General features: G+C 37.1%; 17 protein-coding genes and 2 pseudogenes. 4 read left to right on the top strand and 15 right to left on the bottom strand.

Going from position 1 to position 20,190, the window contains the following annotated elements; genetic code table 11:
• Positions 1-279 precede the first annotated feature (279 nt).
• A complete protein-coding gene (locus WJM97_RS11115) occupies positions 280-1,353 on the top strand; it encodes a hypothetical protein (protein WP_353928878.1) in 1,074 nt (357 codons plus the stop codon).
• An 820-nt stretch (positions 1,354-2,173) separates the two neighbouring features.
• Here WJM97_RS11115 and WJM97_RS11110 read toward each other — a convergent pair.
• From WJM97_RS11110 to WJM97_RS11085, 6 genes and pseudogenes are all read right to left on the bottom strand, one after another.
• Complete coding sequence (locus tag WJM97_RS11110; RefSeq protein ID WP_353928877.1) at positions 2,174-3,136, bottom strand: nucleotidyl transferase AbiEii/AbiGii toxin family protein; 963 nt, start codon at positions 3,134-3,136, stop codon at positions 2,174-2,176.
• Positions 3,133-3,564: a hypothetical protein gene (locus WJM97_RS11105; protein WP_353928876.1), complete on the bottom strand. Its 432-nt coding sequence runs from the start codon at positions 3,562-3,564 to the stop codon at positions 3,133-3,135. Before WJM97_RS11105 ends, WJM97_RS11110 begins: the two co-directional genes overlap by 4 nt.
• A gap of 26 nt (positions 3,565-3,590) precedes the next feature.
• A pseudogene (locus WJM97_RS11100) lies at positions 3,591-3,902 on the bottom strand (transposase); the annotation flags it as partial.
• Between the two features lie 74 nt (positions 3,903-3,976).
• Complete coding sequence (locus WJM97_RS11095; protein ID WP_353928875.1) at positions 3,977-4,363, bottom strand: transposase; 387 nt, start codon at positions 4,361-4,363, stop codon at positions 3,977-3,979.
• 185 nt (positions 4,364-4,548) lie between these two features.
• Entirely contained in the window at positions 4,549-5,172 is a 624-nt protein-coding gene (locus WJM97_RS11090) for a lecithin retinol acyltransferase family protein (protein ID WP_353928874.1), read from the bottom strand.
• Positions 5,145-5,357, bottom strand: a complete 213-nt coding sequence (locus WJM97_RS11085; protein ID WP_353928873.1) for a lecithin retinol acyltransferase family protein — start codon at positions 5,355-5,357, stop codon at positions 5,145-5,147. The genes WJM97_RS11090 and WJM97_RS11085 overlap by 28 nt, the downstream gene beginning before the upstream one ends.
• A gap of 240 nt (positions 5,358-5,597) precedes the next feature.
• Here WJM97_RS11085 and WJM97_RS11080 point away from each other — a divergent pair, with 240 nt between their 5' ends.
• Together WJM97_RS11080 and WJM97_RS11075 are read left to right on the top strand one after the other, a co-directional pair.
• The gene (locus tag WJM97_RS11080; protein WP_353933074.1) at positions 5,598-5,888 is read left to right on the top strand and encodes a DUF1778 domain-containing protein; all 291 of its coding nucleotides are present in this window, start codon (positions 5,598-5,600) and stop codon (positions 5,886-5,888) included.
• A gap of 2 nt (positions 5,889-5,890) precedes the next feature.
• Positions 5,891-6,391, top strand: a complete 501-nt coding sequence (locus WJM97_RS11075) for a GNAT family N-acetyltransferase (RefSeq protein ID WP_353933073.1) — start codon at positions 5,891-5,893, stop codon at positions 6,389-6,391.
• Between the two features lie 38 nt (positions 6,392-6,429).
• On the opposite strand, the gene WJM97_RS11070 is transcribed toward WJM97_RS11075, so the two are convergent.
• The 5 genes from WJM97_RS11070 to WJM97_RS11050 all read right to left on the bottom strand — a co-directional run bounded on the left by WJM97_RS11070 (position 6,430) and on the right by WJM97_RS11050 (position 9,520).
• Positions 6,430-7,437, bottom strand: coding sequence for a patatin-like phospholipase family protein (locus tag WJM97_RS11070; RefSeq protein ID WP_353933072.1), 1,008 nt, complete (start codon positions 7,435-7,437; stop codon positions 6,430-6,432).
• A 5-nt stretch (positions 7,438-7,442) separates the two neighbouring features.
• Positions 7,443-8,501, bottom strand: a complete 1,059-nt coding sequence (locus tag WJM97_RS11065; protein WP_353933071.1) for a diguanylate cyclase regulator RdcB family protein — start codon at positions 8,499-8,501, stop codon at positions 7,443-7,445.
• Positions 8,501-8,938, bottom strand: a complete 438-nt coding sequence (locus tag WJM97_RS11060; protein WP_353933070.1) for a hypothetical protein — start codon at positions 8,936-8,938, stop codon at positions 8,501-8,503. The genes WJM97_RS11065 and WJM97_RS11060 overlap by 1 nt, the downstream gene beginning before the upstream one ends.
• Before the next feature lie 85 nt (positions 8,939-9,023).
• Positions 9,024-9,404 carry a hypothetical protein gene (locus WJM97_RS11055; RefSeq protein WP_353933069.1) on the bottom strand — a complete coding sequence of 127 codons (381 nt, stop codon included), beginning with the start codon at positions 9,402-9,404 and terminating at the stop codon, positions 9,024-9,026.
• A 2-nt stretch (positions 9,405-9,406) separates the two neighbouring features.
• On the bottom strand, positions 9,407-9,520 hold the full coding sequence (locus tag WJM97_RS11050; protein ID WP_353933068.1) for a DarT ssDNA thymidine ADP-ribosyltransferase family protein: 114 nt from the start codon (positions 9,518-9,520) through the stop codon (positions 9,407-9,409).
• Positions 9,521-9,581: 61 nt separating this feature from the next.
• Here WJM97_RS11050 and WJM97_RS11045 point away from each other — a divergent pair.
• Positions 9,582-9,767, top strand: a pseudogene (locus WJM97_RS11045) (element excision factor XisI family protein); the annotation flags it as partial.
• 522 nt (positions 9,768-10,289) lie between these two features.
• Here the strand turns inward: WJM97_RS11045 and WJM97_RS11040 are convergent.
• The 4 genes from WJM97_RS11040 to WJM97_RS11025 all read right to left on the bottom strand — a co-directional run bounded on the left by WJM97_RS11040 (position 10,290) and on the right by WJM97_RS11025 (position 20,165).
• Positions 10,290-13,601: an N-6 DNA methylase gene (locus tag WJM97_RS11040; RefSeq protein ID WP_353933067.1), complete on the bottom strand. Its 3,312-nt coding sequence runs from the start codon at positions 13,599-13,601 to the stop codon at positions 10,290-10,292.
• Positions 13,602-13,737: 136 nt separating this feature from the next.
• Positions 13,738-18,069 (bottom strand): DEAD/DEAH box helicase, encoded by a 4,332-nt coding sequence (locus WJM97_RS11035; protein WP_353933066.1) that lies wholly within the window; start codon positions 18,067-18,069, stop codon positions 13,738-13,740.
• Between the two features lie 736 nt (positions 18,070-18,805).
• Entirely contained in the window at positions 18,806-19,507 is a 702-nt protein-coding gene (locus tag WJM97_RS11030; RefSeq protein WP_353933065.1) for a type I restriction enzyme HsdR N-terminal domain-containing protein, read from the bottom strand.
• A gap of 250 nt (positions 19,508-19,757) precedes the next feature.
• On the bottom strand, positions 19,758-20,165 hold the full coding sequence (locus WJM97_RS11025; protein ID WP_353933064.1) for a hypothetical protein: 408 nt from the start codon (positions 20,163-20,165) through the stop codon (positions 19,758-19,760).
• Positions 20,166-20,190 lie beyond the last annotated feature (25 nt).

Below are 20,190 nucleotides of genomic sequence, written 5' to 3'. Positions count from 1 at the left end.
CAGAGAAAAATTCGATAATTAAGGTTGATGCAGAGACAGTGTGACAAGCAGAAGCAGTAATTTTTATAAAAAATTAAATTAACCAATACTTCGGACAATTTTTAGAACGAAGTCACACAGCTTACAGCGTATGGAGTCTAGGAAATGTCGAATTAAATGCAACTCAGGTTTAGACCTGACTAAAATTTAATTATTGTTGGTAACTCAAAGCCCTAGAGGATAAGCGATACAGCCACCGAAAAAGTATCCGGACTATTGATTAACTTGATATAAGCCGTTATGATTTTTAAAAAAATATTGCCCAAGTGGTTTTTCTCTGATTTCTTCCTCGACTGGAAACTTGAAAATTGGCAAGAAATTTATAAAAACCAAACTTGTTTATTAAATATCTACTATCAAGGATGTTATCGTTCACTTCCACAAGTTATTGTTTTTGATAACACAAAGGAAAATTTAGATTTAAGCAAAATTAACTTTCAATTAACTTCTCATAAATTTCAAATAGACGAGAGTCTGGAAGCTGAGAAAATATTTAAACTCTATAAACAATTTATCTATTTACACAAACGTAAACTATTTAATGAGACTTGTCTCAGGCTTGTTTCAATAAAAGTTCAGCAAAAATCAACCAATTCCAAATGTATTTTGTTTCAACTTCAAACATCTGACTACTTTGATTATGTTCAAACTAACCTTTGCTTAGATGCAAAATTAAATAAAAACCATATCTCCTTAAGAGAGAAAGTACACATCAGAGATAACAATTATCAATTAGAGGAACTTGAAGACTCTCCATTAGCCAATATATTGGGAATCAATATTTTGATATTTACATCAGATGGAACTCTAATTCTCCAAAAGAGGTCTGCCCATACCCTAGTTCGTCCTAATCAAATTTGTTCATCAGCTTCAGGAACACTAACAAAAGCAGATGTTCCAACTTATCAACAAGAATTCAGCGCTGATAAATTATTACCTGCATTTCTAAGAGAAATGTTTGAAGAAATTGGACTAGAACCATCTAGTATTACTGAAAGTTCAGTCAAGTTTCTAGGAGTTCTTAGAGAGTTAAACCGAGGTGGACAACCTGAATTGTTTCTATCAGCATATATTGATTCAGATAAGAATCAGGTAGTAGATGCGTATCGAAATGCTATAGACAAATTTGAATCAATATATTTATTGTTTTTTGAGATGGGTTCATTAGCCAATGAACCACTTGACTCTCTAGAACGACAATCTAAATTTTTATCAAAAGTTGATGAACTTATTGAACAATATGAAAAAACAATTGCAGTTCCTCTAATGGCTCACTTGGCCTTGTGGTGTAGGTCACGTCTTAACTGGTTCTAAAAACTATAGTCATTCCAAATAAAAACAAACAACAGGTAAAAAAATTAAGATGCTTCCTTGGAGATTTAAATATTAGTTAAGCATACTATGTACCGAGGTTCAAGAACCTCAAGCTTCTCCTGATAGACTTGTCCGGATAATTTTATTTATTGCTTTGGCAATGACTTCTGCATGGTTACATGGTCAAAAAACTCAATCTTATAGACAAAAATCTTATGTTTGTCGTCATGCCTGAAAATCATATTTACAACGAATCGCACTTGCAGGTATTCCGGCTGAACCCCCTGTTAGCGAATGTTTTACAAAATATTTCGTAATTGCTCAAAGCATGATTCTATTTCTTCCCATGTTGGATAATCGCCATAGCATAAATTTCTGCATTGTTGGCTATATTCCTTAGCAATTAATTGTAGCGACCTGCAATTATAAGTCCCCCAACCTGCAATCATCGTTGTCTCCAGCCAGGATTATTTGCAACTATAATTTCATTTGAACCAGAATTAATTGCAACTGAGCCAGGATTAAATGCAACCAGCCTGCAATCATCCGTTTCGACCAGGATTATTTGCAAATAAACTCGACGCTTTACCAGGACTGAGTTTTCAGTATTCGCAGGGGTTTGTCAAAAAACTCATTTGAGAATTTAATAGATTAACTTTGAATTCTTTACTGAGTTTTTTAACTCGAAAAGCAACGGTTTAAGGTTCTCTAAGCCTTACCAGTGAGGCAGTTAACAAAACGTTCGTTTTTTTTACTTTTATAGTTGCAGATAATCCTGGCTCAAACCGATGATTGCAGGTTGGTTGCAATTAATCCTGGTTCAGTTGCAGTTAATCCTGGCTAAAGCATAATTATAGTTGCAATTAATCCTGGTTTGAAAATCCCTTGATTGCAGGTTTGAGCGATTAGTATTGCAGGTCGCTACAATTAATTGTCGTAAGTCTCCTGTTGGAAAAATTGCTATGCTCTTTGAAAAACTCAAATTTTCAGGTGGTTGATAATTATTAAAATGTTGTTGTCCAATGTCATTACAATCTTTTTTAATGTTATTATATTCTTCCGTGTTAAGCATTTCTTGTACTTCTTGCCTTTGGGCTAAACAGTACAGATCGTAGTAATGTCTGGCGTGAGTTCCTATTGGTTGTTTTTCTTCTTTTAAAAGCAACACTCTAGAGTGTATAGCAAATAATTTCTCTACAAAAGTGCGTCGGAAATGTAACAATTTCATAGGAAATGCAGATTCATCATCTGTACCTAAACTAATACCTGTTTCTTTTAAGAAATCAGCTAAATAAGAAGATATTGATATTTCTTCTACAGGATAATTACCACTACGTATTCCCATTTCTAAGTAAACATTATTAGCTATTGGTTTATTACCTAAAAACTGAGGCTTATAGTTAAAAAAACTATGACGATGAGTTCCTTTACCACTATTACCCCTGGTGTTATCAAGTGTAAAACCGGGATGCCCATTTACCAATGTTTCTATATTTTTTAAATGTTTATCAATACTATTTTTACTAAGAGATGGATTAAAACTTTGAGGATTCAAAAACAGGTCAATATCTTCTGAGAACCTTTCTATTAGCTTCCACCCCTTAGATAAACTCGTTCCTCCTTTAAAAATCACTTCATTTGGATAGTTCTGTGCCACAATTCGCAGAGCTTCTGTGACATAGTAATCCTTTTCAATGAACTGTTCGGTTAGCCCTGGATGTGCAAAATGTTGTTTAGCAGCTTTGATAGCATCTGCGAATTCTGGATGTTCGTAAAGTTTCACTTAGCTTGCCACTCCTTGGCATAGCGAAGATTCCTTAGATTACCAAAATCAAAACGAGATACGGGGTTTAATCCTTTCTTGATTTTTACTAAGATATCTCGACTCTTTCCTAGCTCTTGCCCGATTGCTCCCAGCATAGCTCGCACTCTTGGAGGTTCTTTATCTGCCACGTTAACAAGTCGCTCAAACCTATCTCCTTCTCGAAAATAATTAAGCAATTTTTGTTTTGTTTCAGTAGGAGATAACTCACTTAGTTTTCCCTTACATCTCAAAAAATCCAATAGAGATGTTTCAGTCTCAGTTAAATCATTCCAAGTAGAAGGTCTACGAGTATGAATTTGGGCGCGAGAACCAACAATGCTACGTGGTGCGCTATTGGCTGATGTAGCAAATTCACCTTGCACTGAATTTTGAGTTGTGACCACCATAATTCAATTGGATTAAAATCAGGAGAGTATGAGGATAAACAAAGAACTGAAGCACCAACAGCTTCAATCATTGACACAATTGAATCTCGTTTATGTGCGGATAAATTATCCATTACTACCACTGCTCCCGACCATAACTGTGGCACTAAAAACTTTTCAACAAATACTTCAAAAGCGTTGCCATCCATTGAATCATTCATTGTCATTAATGCAACTACTTTTTGAATACTAATAGCTCCAATTACTGTAACCTTTGAGCCTCGATAAAAGGGTTTGACAGAGTAAGCTCTTGCTCCTAGTTGTGAGCGGGCATGAGTCCTCGTTAAGCCAAGTAGGATACCAGTTTCGTCCAGAAATACTAAATTTTCTGGCTCTATATTTTTGACCTGATCCCAATAATCTAATCTTAAATTCAGAACTCTTTCTGTTCCTGCTTGGGTACTCCGCGTTGTTTTTTTTTACGATTTAATCCTAATTTCTGTAATGCAGAACACATTGCACTTCGACCTACCCAATTACCAGTTTTATCTGCAAATAATTCACACAATTCTATCAATGTTGCATCCGAATTTGCTTCAACCAATTCTCTTAAATCTATGTCCGCATTTGTCAGATGACTAAATTGTGGTTTTCCTCGCTTCTTGGGTTGTAAATCTCCATCAATTTTTTGTTGTTTTACCAGCTTTTGTACTAAACTTTTTGACACAGAAAATATATTAGCTACTTTCCTGATTGATATGTTTTTTTGAATATGGGCAGCAACTATTTTTTCTCGAAGATCCAGAGAGTATGATTTCATTTAAAAGCATTTGTATTTTAATCTAGTGTACCTCATTACAGCCGGAAGTGCTGTACCATCTGGATTATGAAAATCTAATGACATCAAACTACCAAGCTTCAAGGCTTTATCAAGTATTGCATCAAGGTTGTTCATACTTTAGAACTCAAATGTAATATGTCTCAGAAATATAGTGAAGTGACTGCCTACTTTTCCGATATCCATTTCCAGAATTTGTAAGTACCATAGCCAACAGCGGCCGCTGCTGCTGCTGGTGCGGCCACTGTAATAGCAACACCGGCAGCCATTCCCATTCCTACTGTTGATCCAACTGCGGCTAAACCAGAAGTAATTCCAGCAGGACTCAAACCTGCAACACTTCCGGCAGCTGCAACTGTACCAACTGCTCCAGCAGTACCAGCTACTGCGCCTACAGTTGTCATAGTTCTACCAACAGCACGAGCTTCACGTTCATCATCAGGAAGACTCTCATCATCGTTTAAAACCTGATTCATAGCTAGTGTTGTAATAGCAGCAGGAGCAGCACCAAGTACGCCAATACCCGCAACTGCACTACCTCCAACTGCTGCTAAACCTGACATAATACCAGCACCACTTAACCCAGCAGCCGCACCAGCAGCACTAACAACACCAAGACTACCCGCAACTGCGGCTCCACTTCCAGATGCTCCCGCTCCAACTGCTCCTGCATTTTTTACTTGTTCGCTGGCGTGTACACCTGTTTTACACCAAGTAGCAAAGTGTTCACAATTATTATCAAATAGGTGATAAGCATCTTCTCCTAATCTGCTTTCAGCACGCCAAACCACAATATCTGGTGTATCACATGGCCGTACTCTCTTACAAAAACCGTGTTTCCAGATGCAAAGGAAGCCCAAGAAATATGAGAAATCTTCCCATAGTTCTTTGTATAATGAATAACTGTACCATCACCGCAGTCTATACCATGATGGCTGTAAGCACCGCAATTATAGTAAACGTGATCTTCTCTCATGCTCTAGTCACCTTGAATACTCGAATTTTATTAATAACAACAAAATAAAAATGTGCCTAAGTTATTTATGACACATTTTTTTGTATGTCGCTACATCTAATGTCTAGTTGTTTAACAAGTCTATTTATTCGTGTATAAGGTTATGACGACCAGCCTACCACCCAGACAACAATGTATTGACATTGTGTACACGATTATCTATAGTAGGGGTAATGGAGTAATAAAATTCAGGAAACTAAAATGGTAGCTTCCTTTGAAATGGATAATCCTGGGCGCAATCAGGTTATTAATATTAGAGTTCAAGAAAAACAGCGTAATTTAATTGATTATGCTGCATCAATTCTTGGTAAAACTCGTTCTGATTTCATGCTAGATGTCGCTTGTAGAGAAGCAGAAAAAGTAATTTGTGAGCAAACTTTTTTTGCTTTAGATGAAAAGAAATATCAAGAATTTATTGATATTTTAGATGCACCACCTCAAGTAGATGAGGAACTACGTAAGTTTTTGGCTGCTAAATCACCTTGGGATTAAGAATGGCACAGACGAAAATTATAGAAGCTCCTCAACCAATTAATTCTAGCCATGATATATCACAATTCAAATCAAGGTCAGAAACTTTAAATAATTGGTTGAGGGAAAAAGCTTTAAAGAATGAGGGGGATACTGCTAGAACTTATGTAGTAATTTGTGAAAATAAAGTAATTGGTTATTACTGTTTGGCAAGTTCTGGTGTATATCACTCAGTGGCTATTAGAAAAGTCAAGCAAAATGCACCAGATCCAGTGCCTTGTATGATCATTGGTAGGTTGGCTGTTGATGAACAATGGGAAGGGCAAGGTGTAGGATCTGGTTTACTAAGAGATGCAATTTTTCGGGTTCTACAAGCATCCAAAATTGTAGGAATACGATGTATTTTAGTTCATGCGAAAGATGAAGAAGCTAAACAATTTTATCTAAAACATAAATTTAAGCCCTCACCGATAGAACCTTTAACATTAATGTTGCCTTTACAAGATATTGTTGCAAACCTTTAATAACAGAAAATATTTCTAACTGAATTGGCGATAATTTTTTATAGGGGAGGGTCATTCAATAGCTGCTGTGTAGAGTTAACCAGTCTATCATGAGTCTGACGTTGTTTTTTGACAGTGGTTAAAGTTTGAATAATGGGAGTTAAACAACGTTGTGCATCTTCATATCCACGCTGTTGGAGTTCGGTAATTCGTTCAAAACTGAAGTCTAACCAACTATCAATTAAACCTATAATTGGCATATTTGATTTATTAATCGGCTGTTCTGGTCTAATTTCAATAATAGTTTGTTCTGGAAAATCATGACGATTCCAAGTTACTCCATTTTGCAAGTGAATAATAATTGCATGAGTACAGCCACGCACAGCTAAAGCTTTTAAAGGAACGTTATCAGCTAACCCACCATCAACGTAAGATTTTCCATTTACTTCTCTACTAGGAAATGCTAAAGGAAGAGCAGCACTAGCTAAAAGAAGATTATGAATTGTTTCATCATCTGTGAAGTCTTGTACACAAAGCCAGTGAGCATCTGTCCCGGTGTGTGCGCGAACAAAATTAATTAACCAGTCGTAACCTAAACCGGGAATTTTCAAGCTGGGAAATACTGTAACCCATAACTCAATTCCATTTCTTAGGCTGTTAGGATTGATTTTTTCTCTTAATAGTTTTTCAATGGGTGCAGGGTCAAAAATTGCGGTAGAATCTTTTAATATCCCCTGTTCTAGTAGGAAATGAAGCATCCATTCCCGCAGTATGGGTACAAAGGTTTGAGTAGTGTAACTAAGTGTGCGGAGAATTGTACCTGTATTGGGGCGTAAAATCTCAGCTTCGGCTAGTTCTTTCCAAAATTCGTTAAGCTGCTGTACTGCTTGGGAAAAAGGGCGATAAGATGACAAAACTGCACCATTTAGAGCGCCTATGCTAGTTCCTGCAATAATATGTGGTACTAATCCGATTTCTGCAATATATTTTAATGCACCGGCTTGATATGCTCCTTTTGCACCTCCTCCAGTGAGTACGAGTCCAAATGTCGGGTTAGCTGTTTTCATATTTATTAATTAGAAATATTATTGATTATTGTTAGACAATCGTTTGCTGTTTCTTCAACAATAGTGGTGATAAATTCCCGTGCGTCGGTGGTACGAGAAATACTATCAATTTGAGCGCGACACAGATAAATTGCACTTTGAGCAGGTTTATTTGGTCTAACTTCTTCGGGAAGTGTTGCTAATTCTAATGTTGTACCAATGACAAATAAATGAGGTATATTTGTTAATCTTTTTTGAGGAATAGAACGAATTTCTAATAAGCCAGCAGTTAATTCTCTATCATCATTATTCATGGAAATCCAAGTTTGTTCTAATAAATCACCTATTCCAAAAAAACTGTTAGGTAATTGTTTAGAATGAGCGATAATTTTATTAACTAATAATTGCCGATACCGTTCTTTATCTCCTGTTTCTAATTCATAGTTAATTACTGAACTGCTGAATACTTCCCGTGCTAATAATGCAATTTGTATTGCCCAAGGTAGTTGACTGTAAGTTTGTCCAGCAGCCCAAGCTGTGATAATATGATCTAAGTCTTCATTAGCAGCTACTCGTACTTCTAATTTACGGATTCGTGATTCTATATTATTCAATCTTTGATGTACTTGTTCAGCTAATTGATTGAATTGTTCACTCAGTTTATTTATTGCATCTTCTTGTTTTTGCAGTCGTTGTTTTTGATGACGAATAGCATCACGAGCTTCTAATAATGAGTTTTGAGTAATTTCTAAGGCAGTTTGACTAATTTTTAATGAGTCAGTCAGTTCTAAAACCCAGTTAGCTAGTGCTTCTTGTCCTGCAATTAAGTTACCATCTAATAGAATTTGGCGTTTATTATCACTGCCATCTAGTTTAGATATTAGGTTTCCAAACCATCCTCTATTTTTGCGATAGCGGAGCATTTCTTTGTTAATTTGGATGCCATTTATTAAGTCAATAATGGCTTTATCTCCCACAACAGGAACTCGACGTTGCAGTTTTTCTAAGGTTTGGGTAGATGGAGTTACAAAACCTGTATTTTGTTGGAAATTACCTGATTCTTGAGGAGAAAAAAGATTAGTCATTACTTATTCCTTATTAAATCACCTACGTATTGTAAAAAAGCATCAGCTTTTTTGGTTTTTTCTCTTGATTCAGAGAATAAGTAATTAAGTTCAGTAACTAATTTTTCTTTCTCCTCAACTTGCAATTTTTGATCCTGCTGTGATTGAATTAAACTTTCGCGGTAGTTACTTAAGTAAATATCAAGGTCTTTGAAAAATATATTAACTCGTTGTTTGAAGTCTTCATCTAAATATTGGTTTATTCCCTGTTTTATATTTTTAATGCTTTGTTCAATTGATTCATTAGCTTTGTCAATAATTTCTTGTAAAGAAACAGTATAGTAATCTTCTTTTTTATCTGGACGTTTAACTCTAATTGTCTCTTTTTTAGGAACTATCCAAAACCAATGTGTAAATTTCCTCTTCTCAACTACTTTAGTTTCATATCCCTGATCCAATACTGTTCGGTTAAGGAAAAAAAGGGGTAAGATCAAGAGAAAAGAGTTCGCGTTTTAATTGCGAGAACAAGGAAAATTGAGAGACTTACTTTTTCTCCTTGAGACTGTTGTATAAGTCAGCCCAGTTTTGTCGCAGAGAATCAATACATGATTGTAAGTAATCAACCTGAGTCCTCCGAGCAACCGAGAGAACCGCATCAATATGAGCAGGACTTCCAGCCTTCCCTAAATGCTTGTATTTAGTTAACTTGCCTGGTTGAGAAGTAGGGAAAATGGGTTGAGAAGCGTGTAACTTATAGTACCAATAAACCCCTTGTTTACCCCGTGCTTGATAACGGGAAACAGAACAACCAGGAGGCGCGATTTCCCCCGCCGCTTTAATTTGTTGAATCATAAGAAGCAAAGTCGCAATCGCTTGTTGCAACAGTTCCGCTCTGGCAATGAGATCATCTTCTTTTGTGGACATGATCAATAACATTTGTATGTTCTCGAAATATATTCGAGAACTGCTATCAATCCCCTACTGGTGATTATGGAGGTTAAGTTATCAATGTGGGTGATGTGATAAATCGGTGTAGACATCTAGTGCTTTTAAATTATACTCTTGGAGGTTTCAGGTACAAACAAACCTATTCTCTAGATTTTAAATCGTGTTTATCGGAATGTTATACACCTAGATATTAACAACGGCAAAGTTTGGTTACAACAAAATCTCACAGAAGAAAATCCCACCGCAGATTTAGTAAAAATGGGAGTACCTAAAGAAGATATTGTACTAGGTTTACATCCTCCTTATAAACGCCCCTATACAGATTATGGAGTAGCCTAAAAATATCTTCTTATCTTTGCTCCTTTGTGTCTTTGCGTGAGATAAAAAAGAAAGGTAGAACCTTTCAAAAACCATTCTCAGTCTCCAGACTGGGAATGAGAGACAGATGTTGCGATCGCAATGAGTAGTATTGGATTATTTATTGGTTGGAACATTCTTATAGAGATTTTAGAAGGTAATTGTTAATAATCATATTCTGTAAATTTTTTTTAATGTTAAATATGAGAGCGATCGCTTATAATTGTTATACCTTATAAACGCCTCTTTTTTCAACGTGGCTTTCAGGCTCTATCCCTTATGAAACAAGCTGTTTAGCCACCTTGCCACCCATTAAGTGAAAATTGGCTTTTAGATCAGACTTGGGAAGAGAACATGGATGATGTGGAGAGGGAAGGTTATTGTGAGTTGTGGAAGAAGGCGGTTAGTAGGACTTTTGATTGGGTGTAATCAAGTGCAAGGGCAAATTTTATGATGCCCCTACAATTTAGGATAATTTATCTGGATGTACTCAAGTCAATACATTTATGCAAATCGGTCTTCAGTATATGCCTTGATGGATCGGGGTCTAACTGTTTGCCAGGGATATCGAGGTTGTAATTTGTTTAATGGGAAACTGGCAAGACGGTTTTCAATATGATTTTTTTCTTCATCAGTGATGTTAAACATGGTGTAAACAGTTTCATCAATTTGGTGAAGAGCATTGAAAAAATCGGATTCAACTTTTTGAAAATCAGCAAATCGCTGGCGATAGGTTTGCATCAAAGTGGTATAATCTTGAGGCACATTCAATTTTTGAATGGTCACTTTTGAAATAGTTTCATCAGTGCTATTAGTTAAGAGTAAATAAACTAATTCTGCTAAATCAGCATTGACCAGTTCTATGGAAAACAAACCTGTGCGAATACAGTTATTATCCAAGATTAATTCTTCTGCTAATACGTCTTCTTGACTCCAGTTAGAAAAGTTTAAACCCAAACTGCGATCGCTTAACCTGTAGCGACTTGTGACAATTTGCTTTTCTACTTCTGATAATAGCCACTCATTGGGATTGTTTCTAGCGATCGCGGCTAAACGAGCTAGATTATTATAACTATCTACTAATTGCTGTTCTATATCAGGTTCTAAATTTTTTAACCAGGGTAAAGCTTCAAGTGTTCGAGGATAAAAAGTTGTTCGTGAAGATCCTTCTAATACTCCTGAACGTAGTCTTACAGCCCAATAGAAACGAACAACTTTACTATTCAGATATGCTGCAACCGCTTCTATTGATGGTCCGTCAGGTTTAGGCAAGGCAACGATAACTGTATCAATTGCTGCCAAAATTTGCTCATTGCTGTTGCTAGATACTACAGCAGAAGTTGGAGCAAGAGTAAACTTAGCAACTGCAAGAAAATTATCATAAGTTTGATCAGCCCAAAGACTAAGTTTTCCGTAGGGTCTGTTCTTAACAGCTTCAAGATCAACCCAACCAGTAAACTCCCCTGCCCAACCCATTGATATACTGCGTCCAGCAATGACTTGAACAGCACTTGCTCCTGTAGATTCTGGGGTCACTTCTGTTCCACCTCTTTGAATGCCATAGGTAAACCAAAATGGGCGGTTATTTCGGCTGATTTGTCGTGCAACTGCTTCTTTTAACTCAACAACGTTTCCACCATTACCGTTTGGATAAAGTTTTTTTAGTATTGGAACATCATGAGGATGCACCAATGGTAACAAATAATCTCCCCACAAAGCTTCTGCGGGATTACTGGGATCAATAGCAGTAATTCTTGGACTAATTTTGGCATCAAAAAAATCTTTGTATTTAATTTTCACCGATTGTTCATTACTTGGCCATTTTGATGGTACATAAACTTCAATTTCATCATCTTCTTGGGCTGATGTTTTTTCAATTACTAACAACATAGGAATTACATTTGCATCCCACTGTTTTCCAGCAAATTCTAGCCAAACTATTTTTCTTAATGCCGCATTTTGTCTTGGATAAAGCAGTTTCCAAACCTTTGCGGCAGCTTCTGAGTTAGCATAACCACCACTTACCACCATGCCTAAAAAGCCATTCGGTTCTAACCATTCTGTCAAAGAACGATAGAGAAAAACTAAGCCTGTATCAGCATTTTGTCCCCAGACTTGTTGCCATAGTCCTTTCATTTCCTCGCCATATTTTACCCGTTCGGCACGAATGTAAGGCGGATTTCCGAGAATGTATTTCCACTGACTGCGATCGCGTTCCCATGATCCAGGAGATAAAAAATCTTCTCCTAAAATCGAAACCAAATCATCATCCCGAAGCAAACTATTTAAGTTATAAACATAAATATTGGGAATATCTGTTTGTTTTCTAGAAGGTTTAAATCTTATCATTGCCCACATTAATTGAAAGTGGCTGATGAAAGCGGCAAATGGATTCAGATCAAACCCCCAAACATTTTTTTGTAGCTCTTGCAATACAAAATCTATATCTAAATCTCTCGCTTTTGCATCTTCCAAACAGCGATGAACATAGCGCACGAGAAATGAACCACTGCCACAAGATGGATCTAGTAATTTTCCTTCTGCGTGACTGAAAACAGTTTGTTCTAATAACCAATCAACAATTGAAGGGGGTGTATAAAATTCTCCTAATCTTTTTCGTTTAGCAACAGGTAAAAATCCTTGATAAATGTCTCCTAAAATTTCTTCAGATAACCCCGAAAAATCATAAGCATTAAATCGGAGAATCAGACGTTGTAATGCTTCATTTAATGCTCCATTTGTTTCATAAATCCAATCAAACACATTTTGTTCAAATGGTTCATGATACAGCCGTCCCAAGTCCTCAGCAACCAGTTTTACTAATGCCTTTGCATCTCCAATTAGGTGATCAACAAACGCTGACCAATCTTTTGGACCACCATTAGAAAGTCGTCGTTTATTGGTTAATTCTAAATCCTCTACTAATCGTAGAAACAAAACTCGTGCAATCAATACAGCTACAGAATCAGCCGCAAATGCCTCCCTAATTCTTTCTTGTATTTGTTTATCTTTTGCATTTATTTCTCGCCCATATTGAGCTTCAAACTGGGGTAAAATATCCTCACATAAATGCCTTTCAAAATTAAATTTACGTTTGAGGCGCATCATTGCTCGCTCTCTACTATCTTTCGTCGCAGATGCTAAATTGCCCTCAGCTTCTTTTTCTTGCTGCTTAAAATATTCATAATTTTTACTTAATGCTGCAATAACACCTTCTGCGGCAGCGTTTAATTCTGTAAAACTAATTTGTAAATCTTGTCGCAATTGATTTAAAGTATCATTTGTATCAAGTTTTAAATAAATATAAGGTAGGTTTCCTTCAATAAAAGTTTGCCATTGATTATTGTGAGATGCTTGTGAATAAGAAAGAAATTTGAGTGTTTCTCTCAATTCTTCAAAAGTAATATCAGATAAATAAATTGGATTTTCTAAACCTTGAACAGCCTCACCTGTTGGTATAACAATCCAAAGATAGTGAGCCGTAAGAAATACAACATAGCGAGTTAAACCTTCAACATATTTGCGCTTTTGATTCCATAGCTTTTGTCGTCCGGTTTCTGTAGTCAGTTCTTTATCATCTTTTTTTAAATCACCCACAACCCAAGCGATTTTTTCATGGGTTAAAAGCTTAATATCTGCATACCCTCCTCCGGCTGCATCCTCTGTGACAACATGATCTTTAGGATAATCAAGCAATGCTGACAAAAAATCTCGGACATCTGGATTGTAGGATCTTTCCGGCCTATTCCACTCTAAAGCCAGCCATTTTTCTAATGCGTTCAGCTGTTGTTTTGGTGATCTACTATTTTTAGGCACAGTCTAACCTCTCTGTATTGAGTGATGATTGACATTTTAATATAAGGCAGATTAGTATTGTGCGATCGCCCTTTTCTTACTTTCTCTTTCAACAAGCGATCGCCTTCCCCACTACCATCCCCTAACACCTAAAAACCTAACCTTCATGAATCAATTGTAACAAAGCCTCAGTAGAAATCTTCCCACTCATATCCGTACCTTCCAAGAGACTATCCGCCAAATCCCGCTTATGGTGATGTAACTCCACAATCTTATCCTCAATAGTGTCCTTTGCTACCAACCTATAAATCGTCACCGGGCGTTGTTGGCCAATGCGGTGGGCGCGGTCAGAAGCTTGATCCTCAACCGCCGGATTCCACCAAGGGTCTGTATGGATAACATAATCAGCCGCAGTTAGATTCAGTCCTGTACCCCCAGCCTTCAAACTAATCAGAAACACATCCCCCTCCCCAGCTTGAAACGCATCCACACTTTTTTTCCGTTCATTCATTGGGGTACTACCATCTAAATACTGATATTTAATACTTTGACTATCCAAATAATTACGGATAATATGCAAATGATCTACAAACTGACTAAACACCAAAGCCTTATGGCGATTTTCCAACAGTTCACCCAACACCTCACCAAAAAGTTGCAACTTAGAACTAGATAACTCAGTATCAGGCATCACCAAACTAGGATTACAGCAAGCGCGACGCAACCTCATAATCTCTGCTAAAACTTGCAAATGTTTTTGTCCTGCATCTGCATCACTTTCACTCAATTTAGATATAGCTTGACGACGCAAAGCTTCATAAAATGCCTTTTCCTCTTTACTCAACTCCACATGAAGTAAAATCTCTGTACGAGAAGGCAATTCTTCCAACACCTGATTTTTTGTACGTCTTAATAGAAATGGTTGAATTAATTTTTTGAGTTTATTTCGTGCTTGTTTATCTTGATATCTCTCAATAGGATTGGCAAAACGTTGATTAAAACTTTCAAAAGAACCCAATAAACCAGGATTAATAAATCGGAACAAATTCCACAACTCACCCAGATGATTTTCAATCGGTGTCCCAGTAGTCAATAATTTAAAATTAGCTTGCAAATTCATCGCCGCCTGGGAACGTTTAGTAGACATATTTTTGATAGCTTGAGCTTCATCTAAAACAATGGTTTGCCACTGCACCCCAGACAGCATTTGTGCTACTTCATCCTGCTGCAATAAACCATAACTACAAACCAACATATCCAAGGGTTGTAAGCCATCTAGTAATTTTTGGCGGTTAGAACCTGTAAATTGAATGATATTCAAAGTTGGGGCAAATTTCTCTGCTTCACTTACCCAATTCATACAAACGGAAGTTGGGGCAATAATTAGAGTTGATCCATGATGGGCATTTCTGAGAATAACAGCTAATGCTTGCACGGTTTTACCCAGTCCCATTTGGTCAGCTAAACAAGCACCTACACCCCAATGTGCTAAACGCGCCAACCAACAAAAACCTTCCATCTGATAATCTCGTAATTCGGCTTGGAATGTAGATGGAAGTTCTGGTTTAAGGTCTTGCACTTCCTTGAGTTTCTTGATATGTTCTTTCCAATGTTTATCTGCTTTGAGTTTCCCTACTTCATCTACAAAATCTTCTAACCCTAGTGTTGCTAAGGGGTGAAAACGCATCCCTTTACCATGTTTTTCGGAAAATAATCGTAACTCATCCAAACGTTTCCGAAAGGCTTGGGTTAAAGCTAAAAATTGACCATCACCAAGAGGAATAAACCTGCTAGGAGTTTTTTCTAAGAGTTCCAATAGTTGCTGCATATCCAATACTAAATCTGCACTTAATTTCAATTCACCAGTAGCAGCAAACCAATCTTGTTGACGTTGAATTGATAAGTTAAAATCTTTCAAGTCTGCATTATGACTAACCCGCAGTTTTTCCCCTTCTGGCCATTCAATAACTACGCTGTTTCCTAATGCTTGTAGTTCTAAAAGTAGTTCTAAACAGTCCTCTGGGTTTTCTATTAACCATTCGCTGTCTTCTTCTTCTGTGCTGAGGGTGGGACAAGCTTGAATGGCAGTTTGGGCAAGTTGTTTTTCTTCTGATAAGTTTCTTCTAGTTTGTAAACGTTTACCTTCAATTTCAGCAATGACTGTTTCTCCACCTGCACCGGGACGGAAATAAGGTCCACCTTGGACAAAAGGACGTGATAACAGGGTAACTTTCAAACCTGCATTGGCAGGTAAAAGATGAATATGGGGTAAAGTTTGGGCGGGTACTTCTTCTGCACCTTCTACTCCTCCACCAATGTCAGAATGAACGGTGACAATACCGGAAACGGCGTTGATGGCTGCTAGAACTTTTTTCTCGGCAATGATGGGGACGTTTAGTTTATTTTCCTTACCCAAAATTTCGCCTATACGTCTATGTTCAGGTGTAATTTCAATGACTTTTATGCGGGTGGGGGTTTCTTTGATATTGATGATATTTTGTGATGTTAATTTGGGTGAAAATTCTAAGGTGAGACGACCTTGTTTTTCTTTTTTAACGAGTAGTTCTGGTTCTCCTTTGACTATTTCTACCCGGATATTAGGGTTATCTTCCCAAAAAACTAAGGGATGTCCAATTAATGCGAGGATGGTTTTTTCGTTGAAGCGATAGTTAACTTTGCCATAATAACCATCGCCATAAGTTTCAATACAATTACAAGCCCGAATATCTTGATGAGTAAGATAATCATACTCACTTAAATTATTGCTCAGATTTTTGAGGGCAATGGGACGACCTTTACTCCATTGTCCTTTGACACTAATTTTTTGTTCTTTGGGTTGCAGACCACATTGGCTAGGGTAGAAGGTAATGAACCATGCTAAACGTAGTTCTGATTGGGGTTTTGTGGGTGTTGGGGCTTCTTTTTGCAGGTTTGCTAGGGCATTAAGACACATTTCCCAAGCTTCTTGGGGTTCGATGATATCTATGATGGTTTCAACTTCGTTGTCTTCTCGTATTGCTTGTGCTTGTTGTTGGTAGTTGCTGCTGGGTTTGAGTCGGGATAGGAGTTCTGCGGTTTCCATTGCTAACCAGTGATGACCGGATGCGTTAGCGAAGCGCTGCTGAAAGCAGGTCGCTCTCCTGTACAATGGTTCTAATAAATCTGGTAATTGTTTTTTTGCAGCATCCACATCCATCCAGTACAGACATAGAGAAGAAAAGAATGTTTCTAAACTATTTTCTTTTTCTAAGGAAGGAATGGGAGCATTAACTATTAATTCTTTTTGAGTAATATCACCTTGCTGAACTTGCAGAATCATTTTCAGTCTTATATAAACTGAATTAAGAAAATGATCTGATTGCCGAATCATGATATTGGTGTAATTTTCTGCTTCTTTGAGGCGTTCTGGTGAACCATCTTTCAACAGTGCTAAAATAAAGAATAAGCCAGCAATTGTATTAAAATATATTTGGCGTTTGCCTGTGGCTTTTTTCAATGATTTTAGGGCATCTGTATAATATTTAATAGCTTTCTCGTTCTCACCCCGTAAAAAACTTGACCAACCCCAACCAATAGCGCCATTATTTGCAAATTCTTCTGATATCTCTTTCAAACTATCCTGTGCATCTTCCGTATCACCACGTAAGAAATATTGTTCTGCCAACATCAAATGCAAATAATCTGAGATATATTTTTCAGGTTCATCACATTTATCTGCCAATAGCATTAACGCATCATATAAAATTGCTTCTGTCCATGCGATATCAAGATTCTCTGCTATGGAAAAGCAGTCTGCACCATAATTGTATAATTCATTCCATTCTTCGGTGTAAGCTGTGGTGATAGCTTCCAGAATTAAAACGGCATTATTACCATCTCCATTCCTTACAAATTCTTGTACTTCCTCAACTATAGCTAGTAATTCATCTATAAATTCACTATCTTCTGAACCATATTCTAATTCTTGTAATCCATCTCGTAAAATCCGCTTGACCTGAGAACGAAATGGTTTGACATCAATATTCCGTTGTGGGGTAGATGGTTGCTTTTTAGCTGGTTTTGGCAAATCTATTAAACTGACAAAGTTATCAATTTCATCAATTAGTTCTGGCTGATTTTCTACTAATTCCTGTAATAATCTTTGGGTTTGAACAATATCAAGACAATTTAATAACTGTTCTAATGTGGGACGTTCTGTAATTGTTTCTGATTTACGTAAACAACATAATAAAGTAGCGACAATATGTTTACACCACCCATCATAATTGTAATCACAGTTACAATCATCTGAGGTAATGCCGGCTGCATCAAAATTGATACTGACTTGATAGGGTCTAATTTCGCTTCCTTCTACTGCTGCTTGAATTAGATTACCTCGTTTTTTCAGGTCTGCAATTGCATCTCTACGATAATAATCTTCACCACGACTGTAAGATGAGGAATTAGAGTTATGGCGAATTATTGCTTCAGAAATTGGTAGAGTTGGCATATGAGGGTGTTTGCAAAGTAAGAAAGGATGTAAAAAGCTCTCTCAGTATCAATACTGTAGCCTAAATAAATTTTGGCAAAACTGGTAAAAGCAAGCATAAATAAGCGTTGTGCCTAAAAAGTAGTCTGGAATCTGAAACCCTTATTCTGCTTTCAATACAATACGTTAAAAAACTCTTGTGGGAAACCTGCAAGGAATTTTTGACCTGATTGTTTTGGCCAAGCCTAACGAGAAATGGGAGCTAATGCTTAAAGTATCATCATTTCACCCTCGTTGTTTTTATAGTAGTTGAGGATTGATGATCACAAAACCCTGATGAGGAAAAGTTGATGAAGCATAATGCCATGATTTTCGATGAAACGCCTATATAATAAGGCTTTCAACGAATTTGAAGAAAAGTACCGAAGAAGCAAAAAATTACCTAATGAAACATGAAAATTGTCAAGATTAAAGCGATTTTTCTCAGTGGACTGTTAGCAATTAGTCCCACATTTCCCATCCAAGCACAGGAAAACAAACCCAAAACCCCAAATATCCCAATATTATCCCCCCCCAATACCACAAAGAGAATTTCGAGGTGCATGGATAGCTACTGTATTAAATATAGATTGGCCTCCCTGCCTGAATAATTCTTTCCCCGAAATATTGAGGGGATACAATTTTATGTCTCATTGAACGCGATTCCTAGGTCGCGCTAGTTCCCTCCGGGACGCTTTGCGTTGGCGTTAGCCTTGCGTTAGCAATACGCTATCGTTTCCATCCCCAAACGCTTCAATACCTGTAATACCCTATAAAGCTCATTATCAGGATTTACCAAAGAAAACAGCCGTGAATTAGCATATTTATGTTCCAATACCTTTAAAAATAAAAACTCATTACCATTGGTAATCATGCCAAAGGTTGGTAGCACAGTTTCCTCATTACCCAACATATAAGCCAAAGCTTGAGGAATTGCGCGTGTCACCGCAAAATCACTCCGTTTTGATTCAATTACCAACAACCAAAGCCGATTTTTTAACACCAAAACATCAATTCGCCCCCGAATAATCGTTCCTTCATCCTCCATTTCTAAAGCCACACCCGTTTCTGTTTCAATCCTAAACGGTTTATGATAAAAACCCGCCAAATCTAACAAGGGCGCAAGTACCACCATCTTCACCGTATTTTCTAGCATTGGCGGATCATCTGGATCAAAATCAGGAGGTGCTGGTTGGGTTTTTTCAAACCAGTTTTGCAAGGCTTTGATTTGAGTTCGTCTTCTGGGTGTTTCTGCTGCTGGTTCACTGGCTGGAGTTGTGGTATTATCAAGCGTCTCAGTAGCTTGCCAAACTACAATTTCCACATCTCCGGGGGGTAAATTCAGGGGGTCGGTAATTACCAAGTTACCAGATGAATCAATTTTTCCTTTGAGTTTGTATGCTTGCATAGTATTTTTCATTAGATTCTATTTTTATATTATCTCGCGTTAGACCAATCTAGCTAAGGCTGTGACTATGATTTTGAATTGGGAGATGTCTATTAAGAGGGGTGCTGATGGTAGGGATTTATTAGTGGTGATTCTTGGTGTTTGTAGGTTATTTCAGGGAGTTTAATTAGGAGGAAGTTGAAGGATAATTTTGGATTTTGGATTGGATGTTTAATGTCGGTCTAAAATCCAAAATTATGTGTTTATAGCATAAAAATAAGATTTATGGAGCGGTATATTCGCAAAAAATCTTCAAACCCACTTTGAGCAAATATAAAACAACGACAGTAGAGATCGCCGGATCAAGAGGTAAGCCTGATAAAGTAGTTACAGAGACTATTAACCCTGTGAGTAAAGGGGCGCTGGCCGGGTTTTTGGTATATTCTTGAAATTGAGAGCGAAAGCCATCATCACCACAGAGTTCTTCGCGCAGAATTTTTAGGGTAGAATCCCATAGAGATTTATTACCATAGACTTCTATACTCGTTTTTTCTTGCCACAGTTCATCAAAACTGGTGTCAAATCTGCCATTATATTTCTCTAGAGTAGTGAATGCTGCTTGTGCTGGGGCGTAGTCTTTGAGAAGTTGCTGAATTTCTTGGATTTCGGCAGAGGTTAATTGGATAGTCATGTTTTTACAGGTTATGTTTCTCTTT

The organism is Okeanomitos corallinicola TIOX110 (assembly GCF_038050375.1).
Taxonomy (GTDB): Bacteria; Cyanobacteriota; Cyanobacteriia; order Cyanobacteriales; family Nostocaceae; genus Okeanomitos; species Okeanomitos corallinicola.
Note: the sequence above shows the minus strand (reverse complement) of the source record. Positions and strands in the feature narration are given on the sequence as shown.

Coding starts and splice junctions, on each gene's coding strand:
- WJM97_RS11115 (WP_353928878.1), top strand. CDS start 280: ATGATTTTTAAAAAAATATTGCCCAAGTGGTTTTTCTCTGATTTCTTC.
- WJM97_RS11105 (WP_353928876.1), bottom strand. CDS start 3,564: ATGGTGGTCACAACTCAAAATTCAGTGCAAGGTGAATTTGCTACATCA.
- WJM97_RS11095 (WP_353928875.1), bottom strand. CDS start 4,363: ATGAAATCATACTCTCTGGATCTTCGAGAAAAAATAGTTGCTGCCCAT.
- WJM97_RS11085 (WP_353928873.1), bottom strand. CDS start 5,357: ATGAGAGAAGATCACGTTTACTATAATTGCGGTGCTTACAGCCATCAT.
- WJM97_RS11080 (WP_353933074.1), top strand. CDS start 5,598: ATGGTAGCTTCCTTTGAAATGGATAATCCTGGGCGCAATCAGGTTATT.
- WJM97_RS11075 (WP_353933073.1), top strand. CDS start 5,891: ATGGCACAGACGAAAATTATAGAAGCTCCTCAACCAATTAATTCTAGC.
- WJM97_RS11070 (WP_353933072.1), bottom strand. CDS start 7,437: ATGAAAACAGCTAACCCGACATTTGGACTCGTACTCACTGGAGGAGGT.
- WJM97_RS11065 (WP_353933071.1), bottom strand. CDS start 8,501: ATGACTAATCTTTTTTCTCCTCAAGAATCAGGTAATTTCCAACAAAAT.
- WJM97_RS11055 (WP_353933069.1), bottom strand. CDS start 9,404: ATGTCCACAAAAGAAGATGATCTCATTGCCAGAGCGGAACTGTTGCAA.
- WJM97_RS11050 (WP_353933068.1), bottom strand. CDS start 9,520: ATGTCTACACCGATTTATCACATCACCCACATTGATAACTTAACCTCC.
- WJM97_RS11035 (WP_353933066.1), bottom strand. CDS start 18,069: ATGCCAACTCTACCAATTTCTGAAGCAATAATTCGCCATAACTCTAAT.
- WJM97_RS11030 (WP_353933065.1), bottom strand. CDS start 19,507: ATGAAAAATACTATGCAAGCATACAAACTCAAAGGAAAAATTGATTCA.
- WJM97_RS11025 (WP_353933064.1), bottom strand. CDS start 20,165: ATGACTATCCAATTAACCTCTGCCGAAATCCAAGAAATTCAGCAACTT.